At 33.9% G+C, this 16,216-nt stretch carries 13 protein-coding genes, 1 tRNA gene and 1 pseudogene; 10 read left to right on the top strand and 5 right to left on the bottom strand.

Annotation, left to right across the window (positions count from 1 at the left end; translation table 11 throughout):
* Together AD60_RS01730 and AD60_RS01735 are read left to right on the top strand one after the other, a co-directional pair.
* Complete coding sequence (locus tag AD60_RS01730) at positions 1-426, top strand: substrate-binding domain-containing protein (RefSeq protein WP_255396812.1); 426 nt, start codon at positions 1-3, stop codon at positions 424-426.
* Positions 427-435: 9 nt separating this feature from the next.
* Positions 436-1,605 (top strand): sn-glycerol-1-phosphate dehydrogenase, encoded by a 1,170-nt coding sequence (locus AD60_RS01735; RefSeq protein ID WP_103876195.1) that lies wholly within the window; start codon positions 436-438, stop codon positions 1,603-1,605.
* Between the two features lie 110 nt (positions 1,606-1,715).
* On the opposite strand, the gene AD60_RS01740 is transcribed toward AD60_RS01735, so the two are convergent.
* Positions 1,716-2,099 carry a RidA family protein gene (locus AD60_RS01740; protein ID WP_103876196.1) on the bottom strand — a complete coding sequence of 128 codons (384 nt, stop codon included), beginning with the start codon at positions 2,097-2,099 and terminating at the stop codon, positions 1,716-1,718.
* A 62-nt stretch (positions 2,100-2,161) separates the two neighbouring features.
* A pseudogene (locus AD60_RS10660) lies at positions 2,162-3,075 on the bottom strand (beta-eliminating lyase-related protein).
* A gap of 274 nt (positions 3,076-3,349) precedes the next feature.
* On the opposite strand from AD60_RS10660, the gene AD60_RS01750 reads away from it, so the two are divergent.
* From AD60_RS01750 to AD60_RS01760, 3 genes are read left to right on the top strand one after another with little or no spacing between them, the layout of a single operon-like run.
* Positions 3,350-4,261 (top strand): RluA family pseudouridine synthase, encoded by a 912-nt coding sequence (locus tag AD60_RS01750; RefSeq protein WP_103876197.1) that lies wholly within the window; start codon positions 3,350-3,352, stop codon positions 4,259-4,261.
* An 11-nt stretch (positions 4,262-4,272) separates the two neighbouring features.
* Positions 4,273-5,667 (top strand): DUF5693 family protein, encoded by a 1,395-nt coding sequence (locus AD60_RS01755; protein ID WP_134080045.1) that lies wholly within the window; start codon positions 4,273-4,275, stop codon positions 5,665-5,667.
* Positions 5,664-6,101: a hypothetical protein gene (locus AD60_RS01760; protein ID WP_103876199.1), complete on the top strand. Its 438-nt coding sequence runs from the start codon at positions 5,664-5,666 to the stop codon at positions 6,099-6,101. Before AD60_RS01755 ends, AD60_RS01760 begins: the two co-directional genes overlap by 4 nt.
* A 38-nt stretch (positions 6,102-6,139) precedes the next feature.
* On the opposite strand, the gene AD60_RS01765 is transcribed toward AD60_RS01760, so the two are convergent.
* Positions 6,140-7,345, bottom strand: a complete 1,206-nt coding sequence (locus AD60_RS01765) for a pyridoxal phosphate-dependent aminotransferase (protein WP_103876200.1) — start codon at positions 7,343-7,345, stop codon at positions 6,140-6,142.
* Between the two features lie 384 nt (positions 7,346-7,729).
* Between AD60_RS01765 and AD60_RS01770 the strand changes: the two genes are divergently transcribed.
* Entirely contained in the window at positions 7,730-8,512 is a 783-nt protein-coding gene (locus tag AD60_RS01770; protein ID WP_199177818.1) for an ECF transporter S component, read from the top strand.
* 55 nt (positions 8,513-8,567) lie between these two features.
* Here AD60_RS01770 and AD60_RS01775 read toward each other — a convergent pair whose 3' ends face one another.
* Entirely contained in the window at positions 8,568-9,182 is a 615-nt protein-coding gene (locus AD60_RS01775) for a superoxide dismutase (RefSeq protein WP_103876201.1), read from the bottom strand.
* A gap of 187 nt (positions 9,183-9,369) precedes the next feature.
* Between AD60_RS01775 and AD60_RS01780 the strand changes: the two genes are divergently transcribed.
* From AD60_RS01780 to AD60_RS01790, 3 genes are all read left to right on the top strand, one after another.
* Complete coding sequence (locus tag AD60_RS01780; RefSeq protein WP_103876202.1) at positions 9,370-10,539, top strand: metallophosphoesterase; 1,170 nt, start codon at positions 9,370-9,372, stop codon at positions 10,537-10,539.
* Between the two features lie 143 nt (positions 10,540-10,682).
* On the top strand, positions 10,683-13,343 hold the full coding sequence (gene ppdK / locus AD60_RS01785; protein ID WP_103927209.1) for a pyruvate, phosphate dikinase: 2,661 nt from the start codon (positions 10,683-10,685) through the stop codon (positions 13,341-13,343).
* Positions 13,344-13,528: 185 nt separating this feature from the next.
* Entirely contained in the window at positions 13,529-14,476 is a 948-nt protein-coding gene (locus AD60_RS01790) for a methylenetetrahydrofolate reductase (RefSeq protein WP_103927210.1), read from the top strand.
* Between the two features lie 36 nt (positions 14,477-14,512).
* Here AD60_RS01790 and AD60_RS01795 read toward each other — a convergent pair.
* Positions 14,513-14,588, bottom strand: a tRNA-Trp gene (locus AD60_RS01795).
* A gap of 281 nt (positions 14,589-14,869) precedes the next feature.
* Here AD60_RS01795 and ffh point away from each other — a divergent pair.
* Positions 14,870-16,189, top strand: a complete 1,320-nt coding sequence (gene ffh, locus AD60_RS01800; protein WP_103927211.1) for a signal recognition particle protein — start codon at positions 14,870-14,872, stop codon at positions 16,187-16,189.
* Positions 16,190-16,216 lie beyond the last annotated feature (27 nt).

The following is a 16,216-nucleotide window of genomic DNA, read 5'->3' on the forward strand; positions in this document are numbered from 1 at the left end:
TTGTTCAATGAGGAGCGATATCTTTTTTTTACCCCTTTTGTCAAGTACCTCATCAACCAGTTTTATTATACAGCCGAAACATCCGACGAAGTTTTCAATTTAATTATGTCACTTTTGAGCCTTCCAAAAAACAATATACCCACTGCTATTTTTTGTTCAAACGATTTGGTAGCTATGCAAGTGATAATGGCAGCAAAAAAATTGAATCTTGATATACCAAACGATATTTCGTTAATAGGTTTTGATGACGCAGATTTTGCACAAGCGCTTGAAATTTCTACTTTTAGGCATCCAAAACAGCAATTTGGTGAAAAAGCTGCTCAAATGCTGCTTAAAATGATTGAGGAAAATAACAATGGAAAACCAGAAAAAATTGTCGAAAAAGCCGAGTTCATAGAAAGAAATAGCCTTATTCAAAAAAAGTGAGGAAAAAAGATGTGCGATCTTTTGAATCTTAAAATAGAGCAAATGGCTGGTTTGAATTTCAAATGTGAATGTGGAAGAACTCATAAGGTAGATATTGAAAAAATAATTGTAAAAAGTAATGTTTTGAACGATAAAAATAGTTTTATAGATATTATTGACTCTAAAAATTTATTTGTTGTTGCTGATAAAAATACCTATAAGAGTTTTGGAAAAGAACTAAGTACACTCTTAAAAAGAGAAAATTATCAAATAACTGAGTTTATTTTTCATAACGAAGATCATTTGATCCCAAATGAAAAAAGCGTTGGAAGATTATTGATAGAAATTCCTAAGAATGCATCGTTAATAATTGGTGTTGGTTCTGGAACTATAAACGATCTATGTAGATTTTTAAGTTACAAATTCAATATTCCTTATATAATCTTTGCAACCGCTCCTTCAATGGACGGATATGCTTCAATGGTCTCCCCTTTAATTGTAGAAGGTTTTAAAAGAACGTATGAAGCAACTTATGCAAAAGCAATAGTAGTGGATACACAAGTTTTAAAAAATGCACCTTTAGAAATGATTCATGCAGGATTCGGAGACATTCTTGGAAAGTTTACTTCTTTGACGGATTGGAAACTTTCTAAATTAATCAACAATGAATATTATTGTGAAAATACTGTTGAATTTGTAGAAAAAGCAAGGGATCTTTGCGTAAAAAATGCAGAGAAAATAAGTCAAAGAAGCGAAGAAGTTACTAAACAAATAATGGAAGCGTTAATTATCTCTGGAATAGCCATAGGATTTGTAGGTTACTCAAGGCCTGCATCGGGGGCGGAGCATCACCTAGCTCATTATTGGGAAATGGATGCTATATCAAAAAATATATCCTATCCTTTACATGGAAATTCTGTTGGAGTAGGAACGGTTGTTGTTTCGATGATCTATCAATTAATGAAAGATAAACTTCCTAAAGAATTAATACCGCCAGATCCTGAGTACTTAATTTCAATTCACAAAAAGGTAGGTTCTATATATAACCCAAAAGAATTAGGTATTCCAAAAGACGTCTTTCAAGAAAGTATCATACATGCCAGAGAAATCAGAAATAGATACACTATTCTTCAATTAGCTCATGAGTTTAACTTTTTAGAAAAGATTTCAACGATTCTTACAGAAAAATTTTATGGTTAATTTTTTAACTATTATAATTTGCTCCCCTCAGGTAGACAAATTTAACAATAAAAATCTGCCTACTAAATAGGGGAGATTTTTAAAGATACTTTTGATCGAAGTAATATTTACTAATCAGTGGAGGCAATTGCCTCAATTTCAATTTTGACATCTTTGGGCAGTCGAGCTACTTCCACAGCACTACGGGCGGGATAGGGTTCTGTAAAGAATTCATGATAGACTTCGTTTATTGCTGCCATTTCATTCATATCCTTTAAAAAGAGGGTGCATTTAACTATGTTATCCATACTTAAACCCGCTTCTTCCAGGATTTTTTTAATGTTTGTTAAAGACTGCCTGGTTTGGTCCTTAATATCATCACTTACTAGTTTCCCTTCAGCTGTGAAAGGAATTTGACCACTTGTTATAATCAGATTTCCAACTTTAATAGCTTGAGAATAAGGACCAATTGCCGAAGGGGCATTTTTTGTCTTGATCTTTATTTTTTTACTCATTTTTTTCCAACCTCCTGATGTTATAAAATTGTTCTCTTTAGAATTTCTGCAATCATGCCGCTTTATTCTACTGGTTTTAACCTGCCAGTGAAATGCCTAAGGATTTCGGGTTCATATGTGAATTCTAATCCTTTGAGTGAGGTAGATATATCTTTTACAGCTAACAATCCTTCAGCAACGTAATCAAGGTGTGTGTAAGTATAGACTCTTCTTGGGATGGCTAATCTCAAGAATTCAAAAGGAGATTCAAGTTGTTCACCAGTCTGAGGATCACGCCCCATCATTAATGATCCAACTTCTACACCACGAACTCCAGATTCTAAATAAAGTGCGTTCGCCAATGCTTGAGCTGGAAATTGGTAATAAGGTATATGAGGAAGCATCTTTTTAACATCCACAAAAACAGCGTGTCCTCCAGCTGGATATTGAATTGGTACTCCACCCTCTCTTAACCTATCTCCCAAGTATTTTACTTGTTTTATTCTATAATCCAAATAATCAAATTGAATTCCTTCTTTTAAACCTCTTGCCATGACTTCCATATCTCGCCCAGCTAAACCACCATATGTAGGGAATCCTCGTGTGCCCTAGTTGTATCAAAATGCATGTTACTCAAAACATATTGACCAGGTTTTTTAATTAAAAGGGGGAATAAAACCTGTTCTGCTCCTCTTCCTTGATGAGTGGGTACAAAATAGTTGTAATCAAAGATTTCTTTACTTGTTTCCCATAAATGGTAGAAACTCTTACTTCCCGCGTAAGATTCATCTCCCAACATCAATCCTGACCATTGATTATCGCTCATCGCTCCAGTACCGCTGTCGGTCAACAAATCAATGTAGACTTCTTCTGATTTCAATGCAAATAAATTATAGCCCGTCCTTTTTAAGGCTTCTTCTCTTTCTTTTCTAGAAATTTTTTTGATGGGTTCCACCATCTTGATCTTGAAAGGTTCCGGGTCAGCTTTTTTACCCATTTTTCTCCCCCTATTAAGTATTTGAGGCTTTTTTTGTTAATTTTCTGAAAAAGAACTGAATATTTCATCACCTTTTAGAAGTTGATTTATTGTGACACCACTCTTATTATGCCGAGTCAATTCAACAAAGTCAAGTTATATTAAAATTTTTTAAGTAATACAAAAAGACAAGAAAAAACAAAAAGATGATATAATTAAGAAAGCAAATGATTTGCTTAAAAGTATTCTCTTTTTTTCAGCAAGGAGGTTAATTTAAGGGGAGGCTCATTTAAGGTTGGAAAAAGAAGCAACAGTTAACGAAAAGAATTATTATTCTAGGTTAGACACGTTTATAAGAAAAAATTATCCCGAAATAAAGTTGGGTGCTATTTACAGTTTAATTAGAAAAGGCTTTGTTAAAGTCAATGAAAAGAGGGTTAAGAAGAACAATTATATTTTAGAAATAGGAGATATCGTCAAAATTATTCTGGATGAAGATAAATTAGAAGAACTATCCAGACCTGCTCAACCTTCTTTAAAGGCAAGACCAGTCTCTTTTGATATTATCTATGAAGATAAAGATCTACTAGTGATAAATAAACCTGCCAAAGTATCTGTACATCCGGGATCTAAAGAAGAAATGGCAACGATAATTGAGGGAGTGATCCACTACTCACGTGGTGAATTTGAGCCTCACTTGGTACATCGTTTAGACAAATTAACGTCTGGGGTAATGGTTGTGGCAAAAAACAAGCAGACAGCTCGTGAGTTGACAGAGTTAATCAAAAGTAGAGAAACAAAAAAATATTACTTAACTTTATTAGTAGGAAATTTAAATAAAAAAAGCGGAGAATTAGTATCTATGGTCTATGGGAAAGCAGCCCGGTTAAAATATAATCTTAAGAAAAAATTCGATTTATTTGGGGATAAATATTCTCTGGTAGAGATTGAATTATACACAGGCAGAAAACATCAAATAAGAGTACAATTCGCTGATTTAGGTTTTCCCATTGCTGGGGATGATAATCACGGAGATAAAAAGCGGAACAAACTTTTAAGAAAAAATTATGGTTTAAAAAGAATTTTTCTTCATGCTAGTAAGATTTCTTTTGATTATAATAATCACCATTACGATTTTTCTGCACCATTGAGTGAAGATCTTCAAATTGTATTGGACAAATTGGAGAAGAGCACAAAGAGGAATTGAGGGAACCAAAAATGAACAAAATAAGAAAGCCGATAATTTTTATTACCTTATTCGGCTCTTTGATTTTCTTCTTTTACGCATTTTATATTGATTATCAAAATTCTAAAAATTATTCTATAATGCCTACAGAAGATCAACTGAATTCTGTACAGAAAAATGGCTATAATTTCCAGATTTATAACAATTATGCCATATTAAAAGATTTTGAATCTCAGGGCTTCCAAGAAGATCAATCTTTTTTAAGAGCATTATCAAACCGATACGATTACGTACTAGTCGTCGAATTTTCTGATTTTGATAAGTATTTTACTGAAATAAAAGATAAGTTAGATAAAGACATTCTAAATAATATGAGATATGTACATTACATCAAACCTGGAGAAATAGATAAATTTGACGATCAAATGATAGTTCAAAGATTTCATAGGGCCTTGAAAGAAAGAAAGATTAGATACTTTTTGTTCCCTGATCATCCGAGGACTCCAGAGCTAATAAGATTAGTTCAAAAAGATTTAGGAACCCCCGTTACAATCGATTCAATTAAGTACTATTCTCCCACGGTTGTCGTGCCATGGATAGGTTTTGGGCTCATCACAATGAATTTATTTGTATATGTACCTCTTTTTGCTATCTTATATATTTTAGCTTTTTTCTTTTTATACAATTGGTCTTTCACGTTGGCAGTAACTTTGTTTTCAATCATCATCTTTTTTAGGATTTCTAAAAATAACCTCCTAAAAATAATTGGATACGCTTTATTGTTTGGAGCTTTAGTATATATGAGCGCTTACAACTCTTTATTTATCTTCAAGCTTAATAACGTTAGAGGGATCAAAGTCCTACTTTTAGTTTTGCCTTTGTTAGTACTGTTAAAAGCGTTTATGGATTTTACCGGTTTTAGATTTAGTAGATTTAATATTGTAGAATCCTTTAAGAAGATCAGAGAGTTTAAATTTAACAAGTCAGATATCTTATTACTTATTTTTGTTGCATTTGCTGGGGTTATATACGTAGTAAGAAGCTCAAATTGGGCTTTTGTTACAAATTTCGAAAGAAGGGCTAGGGATGCATTGGAACGGGCCTTTATAGCCAGACCACGAACAAAAGAACTTATTTCGTATTTGTTTTATTACACAACTCCTCTTTCAGGTAGAAGGTTTATATGGGACTTTTTTAAGGCTTTACTACCGGTATCTATACTTGACACTTTTTTACATATACACACACCGTTGAATTTAAGTGTTTTAAGAACGATTAACGGCTTTTTAGTTTCTCTTTTGCTTTTGTTAGTTGTAATATTGATAGAGAACCTGTATAGGAAGTTTACAAATTCAGACCAAGAACCACAAAAACAAGAAGAAAATATTAGCCAAGAAATTTCAACCACAGAGGAGGGGATAGAATGAATAACCTGAAAGTTTTTTTAAGAAGCATAGCAATTATTGGAAGTATCGTTGTAGCAGGACTTTCTGTCTACTTGTTTTATCTTGAAAGTGTCAACCAAAGGCTTTTTGAGTATTTTAATTTTTCGGATTTTTTAACCTTTCTTTTTATAGGTTTATTTGTCGGATTGGTAGGAGGTTTAATATTTTTTTATTTTCTACTTCTATTTAACAAAAAATACGGTATGACGTTTTCGATCATATTACTTAGTGTGCTTTGTGTTTTGTCTATCGTCATATACTCTTCGATGATTTTAAGCGTTATTTTTATTGCCAACCTTATTGGATTATCTTTGGTAATATATTTCACAAGACAGAAGCCAAAAAACAAAAAATACGTTAAACCCTCAGCCTCCAAAACTGCCAAAAAACAAACCGACAAAAATTCAGAAAATTAACTTAAAGGCGCCGTAAATTAACACGACGCCTATTGATATCATTTATCTTTTATTTTTCTCTCATTGTAAACTGTCACAGCTTCTTTTAGAATATTACAAGCCTTTCTTAACTCTTCGCTGTTCAATACATAAGCGATTCTTATTTCTTTCTTGCCCGCACCAGGTGTAGCATAAAAACCAGATAATGGTGAAACCATAACAGTTTCTCGATTCACATCGAAGTCTGTAAGCATCCACTTGATGAACTCTTCAGAATCATCAATCGGTAGTTTAACGGAGAGATAAAATGAACCGTGGGGTTTCTTGCAAACAGCTCCTTCGATCTTTTTTATCTCTTCGTATGCAGCATCCCTTCTTTTTTGATACTCTAAAGCAACGCCTTGATGATAATCTTTCCCCAAATCCTTGAGCAACCCTAAAACACCAAATTGTGCCATTAAAGGTGGAGATAATCGGGATTGAGCAAATTTCATTACTTGTTCTAGAAGTTTCTTGTTTTTAGTGGCAAAAACTCCAATTCTTGCTCCACAAGCGCTGTACCTTTTCGATACGCTGTCGATTAAAATGAATCTGTCTTTGTCTTCAAAATCCATGACGGATACATGCTTAGTTCCATCAAAAGTGAATTCTTTATATACCTCATCTGATATTACAAATATGTCTTTTTCTTTTGCAAAGTCAACGATTCTTTTTACTTCATCGTAACTGTACACAGCTCCTGTCGGATTTGAAGGATTTGAAAAGATTATTGCCTTAACGTTTTCGGTGTAAGCCTTTTCGAATTCTTCTATACTCGGGACAGCGTAGCCGGTTTCCGGATCTGATTTTACTGGGCAAAGTTTTACATTTAACATCTCTGCAAAACCTTTATAATTAGCATAAAAAGGCTCTATAACCATTACTTCATCCCCTGGATCAGAAACAGATGCCAAAGCGAAAATTGCTGCCTCGCTTCCCCCTGTAGTGACGATCAACTCCTGGGGATCAAAGTCTATATCCCATAACTTATAATAATCGGAAAAAGCCTCACGTAACTCTAATAGACCTGCAGAATGGCTGTAATAAACTACTTCGGATGAGTACTTTTTTATACCTTCGAAGAATGCCTTAGGTGTTTCAATATCAGGTTGACCTATGTTTAAAAGGTAAACTTTTTTACCTTCTTGCTTTGCCCTTTCTGCGTAAGGAACTAACTTTCTAATAGGAGAAAATTGTGTATTTAAAACTCTTTGAGATATTTTCATATCTTCCCCTCCTCATTCTCATTTTTACCATCTTCTGAGACTCGCTTCCCTTCGCCCCTCAGCCCGCCCTTTTTGGGAAGAGATCTGTGGCCCCCTTAGACCCTGTTCTCCAACCATAAGGATAAAGTATCAATTTATTTTCTGGCAATACTTATTATAATTTAATTAAACTAAAAAGTCAAAGGTCGTCAGAGCTAATTATAAATGATTATAGCCTTTTATAGACAATTATTCAAATAATGAAAAAAATTTCATAGAAAATATTTTCTAATTAACGAAAGATATATTTGAACTGTTGCATTCAAAGAGTAGATGTTGTATAATTAAGTGAAAAATACAGCCTTTAGTTTATTATTGGATCTCTACTTAGAGGAGGGATTTATATTGAAGACGAAAGATGTTGCAATTTCTGGTATAATGATTGCGTTAGTTTTTGTTTTAACCTTTGCTATAAAAGTTCCTGTGCCGTTCACAAGGGGCTACGTACATTTGGGAGACAGCATGATATTCATTTCAGCAATTTTGTTCGGTAGAAGGGTTGGAACCTTGGCAGGAGGATTGGGTTCGGCTTTGGCAGATTTGGTTGGGGGTTATGCTTATTGGGCTATACCCACTTTGATTATAAAGTCCGTTATGGGGGCTTTAGTCGGTTGGGTTTCTGATAGTTATAGAAACAAATATTCGGGCAAAAAAGAACTTACGATCTTTCTCTCAAGTATAGGTATATGGTTGGCTTTTTCCTTAACTCTTTCCTTGTTCTTAAAAAACTTGATAGCGAATTTAACGACGTCTCCTTTGACTAACAATCTAATGAATGAATTGGGATACGAGAGTATAGAAGAATTAGAAAATTTTTTATTAAACGCTAGAGGGTTAATCAACATTATTCTTTTAGCAATACCAATAGCCCTAATACTAATTTCATTGTTCCTTAGGGGGAAGGGGTCAACACTTTTCAGACTGGGTAATTCGATGGGAAGTATGATAGCCGGTTTATGGATGGTTATAGGATACTTTTTTGCAGGTAGAATTATAGTTGGTAATTGGGTGATGCCTATTTTTGAGGTACCTTGGAACGTTTTACAATTCACTGTAGGAATTCTCGTTGCATATATAGTGTTATTCGGTCTACAAAAAACAAAACTTTTTGAAAACTCTCAAAAGTAAAAAAGCAATCTCGGTTGCACAAGCAACCGAGATCTTTTTATTTTACTATTATTATTTATTTGACCAACATTTCATATCTTTTATTGACTTCTTCCCAATTAACTATGTTCCACCAAGCTTGTATGTACTCGGGCCTTCTATTTTGATATTTTAAATAATAACCGTGTTCCCAAACATCCAAACCTAACAAAGGTTTCAAACTGTATGTAATAGGATTATCTTGATTTGGGGTGGATAAAATCGAAAGATGTCCGTAGTTATCTAATACTAACCAAGCCCATCCGCTCCCAAATCTTGTTGCTGCAGCATTCGAAAATTCTTCTTTAAACTTATCGAAGCTTCCGAAGGTCTTATTAATATTTTCAGCTAACTTTCCAGAAGGTTTACCACCACCGTTGGGTCCCATTATTGTCCAAAATATAGAATGATTGTAATGCCCGCCTCCGTTATTCCTTACTGTTGTTCTAATATCTGCTGGTATATTGTCTAAATCCTTGAGAATGTCTTCTATACTTTTGCTTGCCCATTCAGGATATTTTTCTAAGGCAGCATTTAAATTTTTAACGTAACCTCCATGATGCTTAGTGTGGTGAATCTCCATTGTTGTGGCATCTATGTAAGGTTCTAAAGCATCGTAGGGATAACTTAATTTTGGTAATTCAAAAGCCATAATTACACCTCCATAATTTGATTTAATATCCGATAATTTTTGTCGTATTTAAATTATACCACACATCTTCTCATTATGCAAGTCCAATTTGATATTTATATATTTTTAATAAATCTTATAAAAAGAGGAAAATGTATGTGTTATAATTACCTTCGGGATTTTGAAAAAATCTGCTGGAGGAAACCAAATGAAGGTTTTTCTAAGTGATTTACACATCGGTTTAGGTAACGAATCCGATGACTTTATATACGACAACAGACTAATCAAGTTACTGCGTGATTTTGAAGGAGAAAACAATGAGTTATTTATCGTTGGAGATTTTTTTGAGTTATCTAATTTAATCAATGATGGTCTCATGGTGGATACAGCTTCTGAATATGCAGAAAAATTCGACCCGTCTTTAATAGATGAAATATTCACCAGTCATGAAAAGCTAATTGAAGAGTTTCGAAAATTTTCAAACAAAAATAAAATTTATTATATCGCAGGTAACCATGATTATTACATTCTTTTGAATCAAAAAATAAATGAAAAGATCAAAGAAGCATTCGAGAATTGTGAAATTTTACCCTATTATTATGATCCAAGCTTAAGATTATTTGTAATACACGGTAATCAGTTCGATATAGTCAACAGATTGAGCAAAGATAAAGATGGAAATCTTATTCCACCCTTTGCTGAGTACATGAATAAATACATGAATTATAATTTTGGAAAAGTCGCTGGGGAAATTCTACCTGCAGAACTTTATTCAGATTATCAAAATATTTATCCTCAGTTGGATGTTTTCAAATGGCTGGATATTATAAAGGAAAAATATGATTTAAAATATAATTTAAAAAACAAATGGATCGAAACTTTTACGCAACTAATTAAAACTCCTCAGGTAAAAAAATGGATGAAAATAAACTTTCCAGGCGTAAATATTCTATCCAATATATTTATAAATAACTTAGGGGGCATGAAGTTAGGTGAAGCTATAGTTAGGGTAGGAATGTTCTTCAGAAGTATGAGAAATTCGAATTCTCTTTTAATGAAGGCAGAAGAACTTTTAAACGATAAATTCTATATACCGAAAGAATATCTTATTGGGTTTTATGATCAAGATATTTCTTTTGCAAAGGGAGAAGTAAAGGGAATAGTTATGGGTCATAATCATAGAGCATCGTTTAATATTATAAAAAACGGAGGACCAAAAGAAGTTTATATTAATACTGGAACATGGAAATTCATGGTAAATAGAAATTTTGGAATAAATAGAAATGAGTTCATCAAAAAAAAGTTGATTTCCTATCTATTGATAGACGATTCAAACAAGTCTATGAATTTTAAATTAGTTAGAGAAGAAGCATTTTAAATTATTAAAATTGTATGTTAAATTTTACCCAAATGAGAAATAGAAAAAAAGTAATTAGAATATAATTAAACAAAGTGTGATGATTTAAACACTCTTTTTTTGTAATTATAATTCTTTCATAAAAATAGCTAGGAGGGAAACAGATGGGAAAAAAGTATGTATACGTGTGGAATAAAAACCGAGTAGAAGGTAACTCGAAAATGAAAGACATTCTTGGTGGAAAAGGTGCCAATTTAGCAGAAATGGCATCTTTAGGTTTACCTGTACCTCCAGGTTTCACTATTTCAACGGAAGTATGTAAGTATTATTGGGATAATGGCAGAAAATTCCCAGAAGATCTTAAATCTATTGTTGAAGAAGCCATGACAGAGCTTGAAAATGTTACTGGCAAAAAATTCGGTGACAACAAAAATCCTCTTTTGGTTTCAGTCAGGTCAGGTGCCGCTGTTTCTATGCCCGGAATGATGGATACTATATTGAATTTAGGTCTTAACGATGAATCAGTCGAGGGATTGGCCAAACTAACTAACAACGAAAGATTTGCTTGGGATTCTTATAGAAGATTTATCCAAATGTTTGGTGATGTTGCTTTAGGTATCGACCATGAAAAATTCGAAGAAGCCCTTAATGAAGTTAAAAGAGAAAAAGGCGTAAAACAAGATTTAGAATTAGATGCTAACGATCTCAAAAAAGTTGTTGAATTATACAAAAAGCTGTACAAAGAAGAAGGGAAAGAGTTCCCACAAGATCCTATGAAACAGCTTTGGATTGCTATTGAAGCAGTTTTTGGAAGTTGGAACAATCCAAGGGCTATAAAGTATAGACAAATTAATGAAATGGATAAACAGGGGCTTTTAGGAACTGCCGTAAATGTAGTTGCTATGGTTTTTGGTAACATGGGAGAAGACAGCGGAACTGGTGTGGCTTTCACAAGAGATCCAAATACTGGTGAAAAGAAATATTACGGTGAATTTCTTACCAACGCACAAGGGGAAGATGTCGTTGCTGGTATAAGAACTCCAAAAAGTTTGGATGAGTTAAAGAGCATCAATCCTAAAACATATAACCAGTTACTTGAGCTTATGGATAAATTAGAGAAACATTTTAGAGATATGCAAGACATAGAATTTACTGTTGAAAAAGGACAATTATATATGCTCCAAACAAGAAATGGGAAGAGAACTGCAGCTGCAGCTGTTAAGATTGCAGTAGATATGGTAAAAGAAGGCCTCATAAACAAAGAAGAAGCAGTGATGAGAGTCAAACCGGCAGATATAGAAAAGTTATTACACCCTCTTTTTGATCCTGAAGAATTAAAAAATGCCCAATACATTGGTAAAGGATTACCCGCATCTCCTGGTGCTGCTACTGGGAAGATTGTTTTTAGCGCAGACGATGCTGAAAAGCTGGCAAAAGATGGTGAAAAAGTAATTCTCGCTAGACCCGAAACATCTCCAGAAGATGTTGGCGGTATGAACGTTGCAGAAGGAATATTAACATCACGTGGAGGAATGACTTCTCATGCTGCCGTAGTTGCCAGAGGAATGGGTAAAACAGCTGTTGTTGGAGCAGAAGACATAGTCATTGATTTAAAAAATAAAGTTATAAAATCTAATGGAGTCGAATTAAAGGAAGGCGATTGGATTTCCATCGATGGAAACGAAGGAAAAGTTTACGCTGGAAAGATCAAAACAGTTAGACCCGAAGGATTAGCAGGGGATATTTCAGAATTGCTTGAGTACGCAGATGAAGTTTCAGTTTTAGGGGTCAGAGCAAACGCAGATATCCCAAGAGATGCGAAAGTTGCAAGGGAGTTTGGAGCTCAAGGAATTGGACTTTGTAGAACAGAACACATGTTCTTTGGACCAGAAAGAATAAACAAGATGAGAACCATGATTGTCTCAAAAACAGAAGAGCAAAGAAAAGCAGCTTTAGAAGAGCTTTTACCATTTCAAAGATCAGACTTCAAAGGATTATTTGAAGAGATGGAAGGATTTTCTGTTACAATAAGGCTTTTGGATCCCCCTCTTCATGAATTTGTTCCAGAAAGCGACGAACAAATAAAAGAAGTGGCAGAAATGATTGGAATTAGTGAAGATGAATTAAGGAGTACAGTTAAAGATTTAGAAGAATTCAACCCAATGATGGGTCATAGAGGCGTGAGATTAGCTATCACTTACCCGGAAATAGCAGAGATGCAAACAAAAGCTATAATCTTGGCTGCTATAGACATGATAAAAGAAGGTAAAAGGGTACAACCCGAAATAATGATCCCATTAGTTGGAAATGTTAAAGAGCTTACCATCCTCAAAGAATCTATCAAGCAGATCGCTGACGAATTAATAAAAGAAAACAACGTAGACTTAGAATACAAAATTGGAACGATGATCGAAGTTCCCAGGGCCTGTGTGGTTGCCGATCAAATTGGTGCAGAGGCTGATTTCTTTAGCTTTGGTACCAACGATCTTACACAGCTAGGCTTAGGTTTTTCAAGAGACGATTATGGAAAATTCATTGGAGATTATATTGAAAAAGGTATCTACGAAAAAGACCCATTCCAACAAATCGATAGAGAAGGTGTTGGAAGATTAATAAAACTTGCTTTGGATGGCGGAAGATCCACTAACCCAAAATTAAAGGTAGGGATTTGCGGTGAACATGGTGGAGATCCTGATTCTATTGAGTTTGCACACTTGGTGGGTTTGGATTATGTCAGCTGTTCTCCATACAGAGTACCAGTCGCTAGATTAGCAGCTGCTCAAGCGGCAGTAAATTATAAGAGAGGTAAAACAGTTAATTATTAATCAATAGGTAAGAAAATCAGCAATCATAATAGTCTTAAAATTAAAATGTTGATTTTATAATAGTTACAGGGTGGAGACCTCTCCACCCTTTTTGTTATGCCGTCTATTAGCTGTTGACTATTTTTTTCCAGTATGTTAAAATTGAACAAACGTTTTATTATATATAATGTCCGGGGTGAAATAAAATGAAAATAGTAGATTTGATCAAACAATCAAACAAACCTGTTCTTTCCTTTGAAATTATCCCCCCTAATGTTGGAGAAAGTATTGATTCAATATTTAATGTAGTGGATAATTTAATCGAATTTTCTCCTAAATATATCAATGTCACTAAGCATGCCAACGAAATAGAATATGTTGAAGAAAACGGGGAAATTATAAAAATCATCAAAAAGAAGAGACCTGGAACCGTTGGGGTAAGTGCCTCCATAAAGCATAGGTATGATATCGAAGTAGTTCCTCATCTAATATGTACAGGCTTTAATAAATATCAAATAGAAGACATTCTAATAGACCTAAATTATCTGAGGATAGAAAACATATTCGTCGTAAGAGGGGATAAGAAAAGATACACATGGAAAGAAACAGATGAATACGAACATGCAACTCAATTAGTTGAGCAGGTAACAAATATGAACAAAGGTATATACACTTGCCCGACAAAAGAACATAATCCCACAAATTTCTGCATTGGCGTTGCTGGATACCCGGAAAAACATTTTGAATCTCCAAACTTGGAAAAAGATTTGGACTATTTAAAATTAAAGGTTGATATAGGGGCAGAATTTATCATAACTCAAATGTTTTTTGACATTGAGTATTACAAAAACTTCGTTAATAAAGTTCGAGAACTCGGTATAGAAGTCCCAATAATCCCAGGCATCAAACCGTTGGGAAGCAAAAAAACACTATACAACATTCCTAAAACTTTTCATGTTAATATACCCAAAACCATCGTGGAAGAGTTTGAAGACGCAAAATCATTCCAAGATGAATATATTATTGGGGTAAGGCACGGAATAAAATTGATTGAACAACTTTTAGAATTGCGAGTCCCCGGCATACATCTTTTTACGATGGGGAAAGGAAAGATAGTAAAAGACATTTTAAGTGCATTTAAGGGAATTTTTTAGAATTTCGATGGATAGGAAGCGGAGGAGGGGAAAAAATGGCACGCCCGGAGGGAATCGAACCCCCAACCTGCGGTTTTGGAGACCGCCGCTCTGCCAGTTGAGCTACAGGCGTATTGCTTCAATATTATAACATAAAAGTAGACAACTATCAAGCATCATTTTCTTTAAATTAGAGTGAATTGATTTGTTAACAATAATGTGATAAGCTTATGAATAGAGAAATACAACGCGCATATTAAAATAAGGGTTCTTCTATTTATATTATAAAAAAATTCATGTAATAGTAACTTTAAATTATACCTCGTCTTCTACTTTTTTCATACTTTTTACCAAATTTCTTTCTTTTTATAGTATACTAAGGAAGGATTATTTAAGTGGTGGGGTGAGCAAATAATGTTTGAAAACTTACAAAAAAAGCTGACAGGAGTCTTCAAGAACCTATCGGGTAAAGGAAAATTATCAAAAAAAAATATAAAAGATGCTGTTAGAGAAGTGAAACTTTCTCTGTTGGAAGCGGACGTTCATTATAAAGTGGTAAAAGAACTGATTGACAGAGTCAAGGAAGAAGCAATTGGATCTAAAGTTCTCGAAAGCTTAACTCCTGATCAAGAATTCATCAGAATAGTTAGAGACGATTTAATAGAATTGATGGGCGGTAAAGAAAACAATAAGATTACTATTTCTCGTAATCCAGGTTTCATTATGCTTACGGGTTTGCAAGGAAGCGGTAAAACAACAACTGCTGCTAAGTTAGCAAATTTCTATAAGAAAAAAGGGAAAAACCCTTTGTTGGTTGCTGCCGATACTTACAGACCAGCTGCTATTGATCAACTTGTACAGTTGGGTGAGGACATTGGTATTCCCGTTTTTACTGGTGACAGAGTAAACGATTTGAAAATTGTAGAAGAAAGTAAAAAGTATGCAGAGAAGCTTTTGTATGATATTGTTATCGTAGATACCGCAGGGCGTTTGCACATAGATGAAAAGATGATGGAAGAGTTAGAAAATATAAAAAAGTTAATCAATCCGGATGAAATTTTGATGGTCGTCGATTCAATGGTTGGTCAAGATGCAGTTAATTCAGCAAAAGAATTTAACGATAAATTGGATCTTTCCGGTTTTGTTGTTTCAAAACTCGACGGTGATTCTCGAGGTGGAGTCATCATTTCTATTAGGTATATAACGGGGAAACCTGTTAAGTTAGTTGGTGTTGGTGAGAAGATTGATGATTTGGAAGAGTTTTACCCAGATAGATATGTTGGAAGAATTTTAGGAATGGGAGATGTACTTTCTTTCATAGATAAGGTAGAAAAAGACATAGATAAAAAGAAAGCAGAAGAAGATGCAGAAAGGTTTATGGATGGAAAGTTCGATTTAAAAGATTTCCTCGAACAAATTCGACAAATAAGAAAATTAGGCCCTCTCAGTAATCTTTTAGAAATGGTTCCTGGTGTTCCAAAGGAACAAGTGGATGTAACCAAAGGTGAACAAGAATTAAAAAAATTCGAAGCAATAATAAATTCAATGACCCCAAAAGAACGTAAAAACACCAGAATACTAACTTATTCAAGAAAACAACGAATAGCAAAGGGAAGTGGAACAACTCTTCAAGATATCAATAGACTTTTGAAGTCGTACGATCAGTTGAAAAAGGCTATGAAGCAAATGAAAAAATTTAAAGGCAGAAAACTCATAAATAATCTACCTTTTTAAAAAACCAATAGTAATTAAAAATATATG

It is taken from the genome of Petrotoga sp. SL27, assembly GCF_002924605.1.
GTDB lineage: Bacteria > Thermotogota > Thermotogae > Petrotogales > Petrotogaceae > Petrotoga > Petrotoga sibirica.

Bases quoted from the DNA above. Each gene is read 5' to 3' on its own strand.
- AD60_RS01765 (WP_103876200.1), bottom strand. From the start codon at position 7,345: ATGAAAATATCTCAAAGAGTTTTAAATACACAATTTTCTCCTATTAGA.
- ffh (WP_103927211.1), top strand. From the start codon at position 14,870: ATGTTTGAAAACTTACAAAAAAAGCTGACAGGAGTCTTCAAGAACCTA.
- AD60_RS01775 (WP_103876201.1), bottom strand. From the start codon at position 9,182: ATGGCTTTTGAATTACCAAAATTAAGTTATCCCTACGATGCTTTAGAA.
- AD60_RS01780 (WP_103876202.1), top strand. From the start codon at position 9,370: ATGAAGGTTTTTCTAAGTGATTTACACATCGGTTTAGGTAACGAATCC.
- AD60_RS01740 (WP_103876196.1), bottom strand. From the start codon at position 2,099: ATGAGTAAAAAAATAAAGATCAAGACAAAAAATGCCCCTTCGGCAATT.
- AD60_RS01735 (WP_103876195.1), top strand. From the start codon at position 436: ATGTGCGATCTTTTGAATCTTAAAATAGAGCAAATGGCTGGTTTGAAT.
- ppdK (WP_103927209.1), top strand. From the start codon at position 10,683: ATGGGAAAAAAGTATGTATACGTGTGGAATAAAAACCGAGTAGAAGGT.
- AD60_RS01755 (WP_134080045.1), top strand. From the start codon at position 4,273: ATGAACAAAATAAGAAAGCCGATAATTTTTATTACCTTATTCGGCTCT.
- AD60_RS01760 (WP_103876199.1), top strand. From the start codon at position 5,664: ATGAATAACCTGAAAGTTTTTTTAAGAAGCATAGCAATTATTGGAAGT.
- AD60_RS01790 (WP_103927210.1), top strand. From the start codon at position 13,529: ATGAAAATAGTAGATTTGATCAAACAATCAAACAAACCTGTTCTTTCC.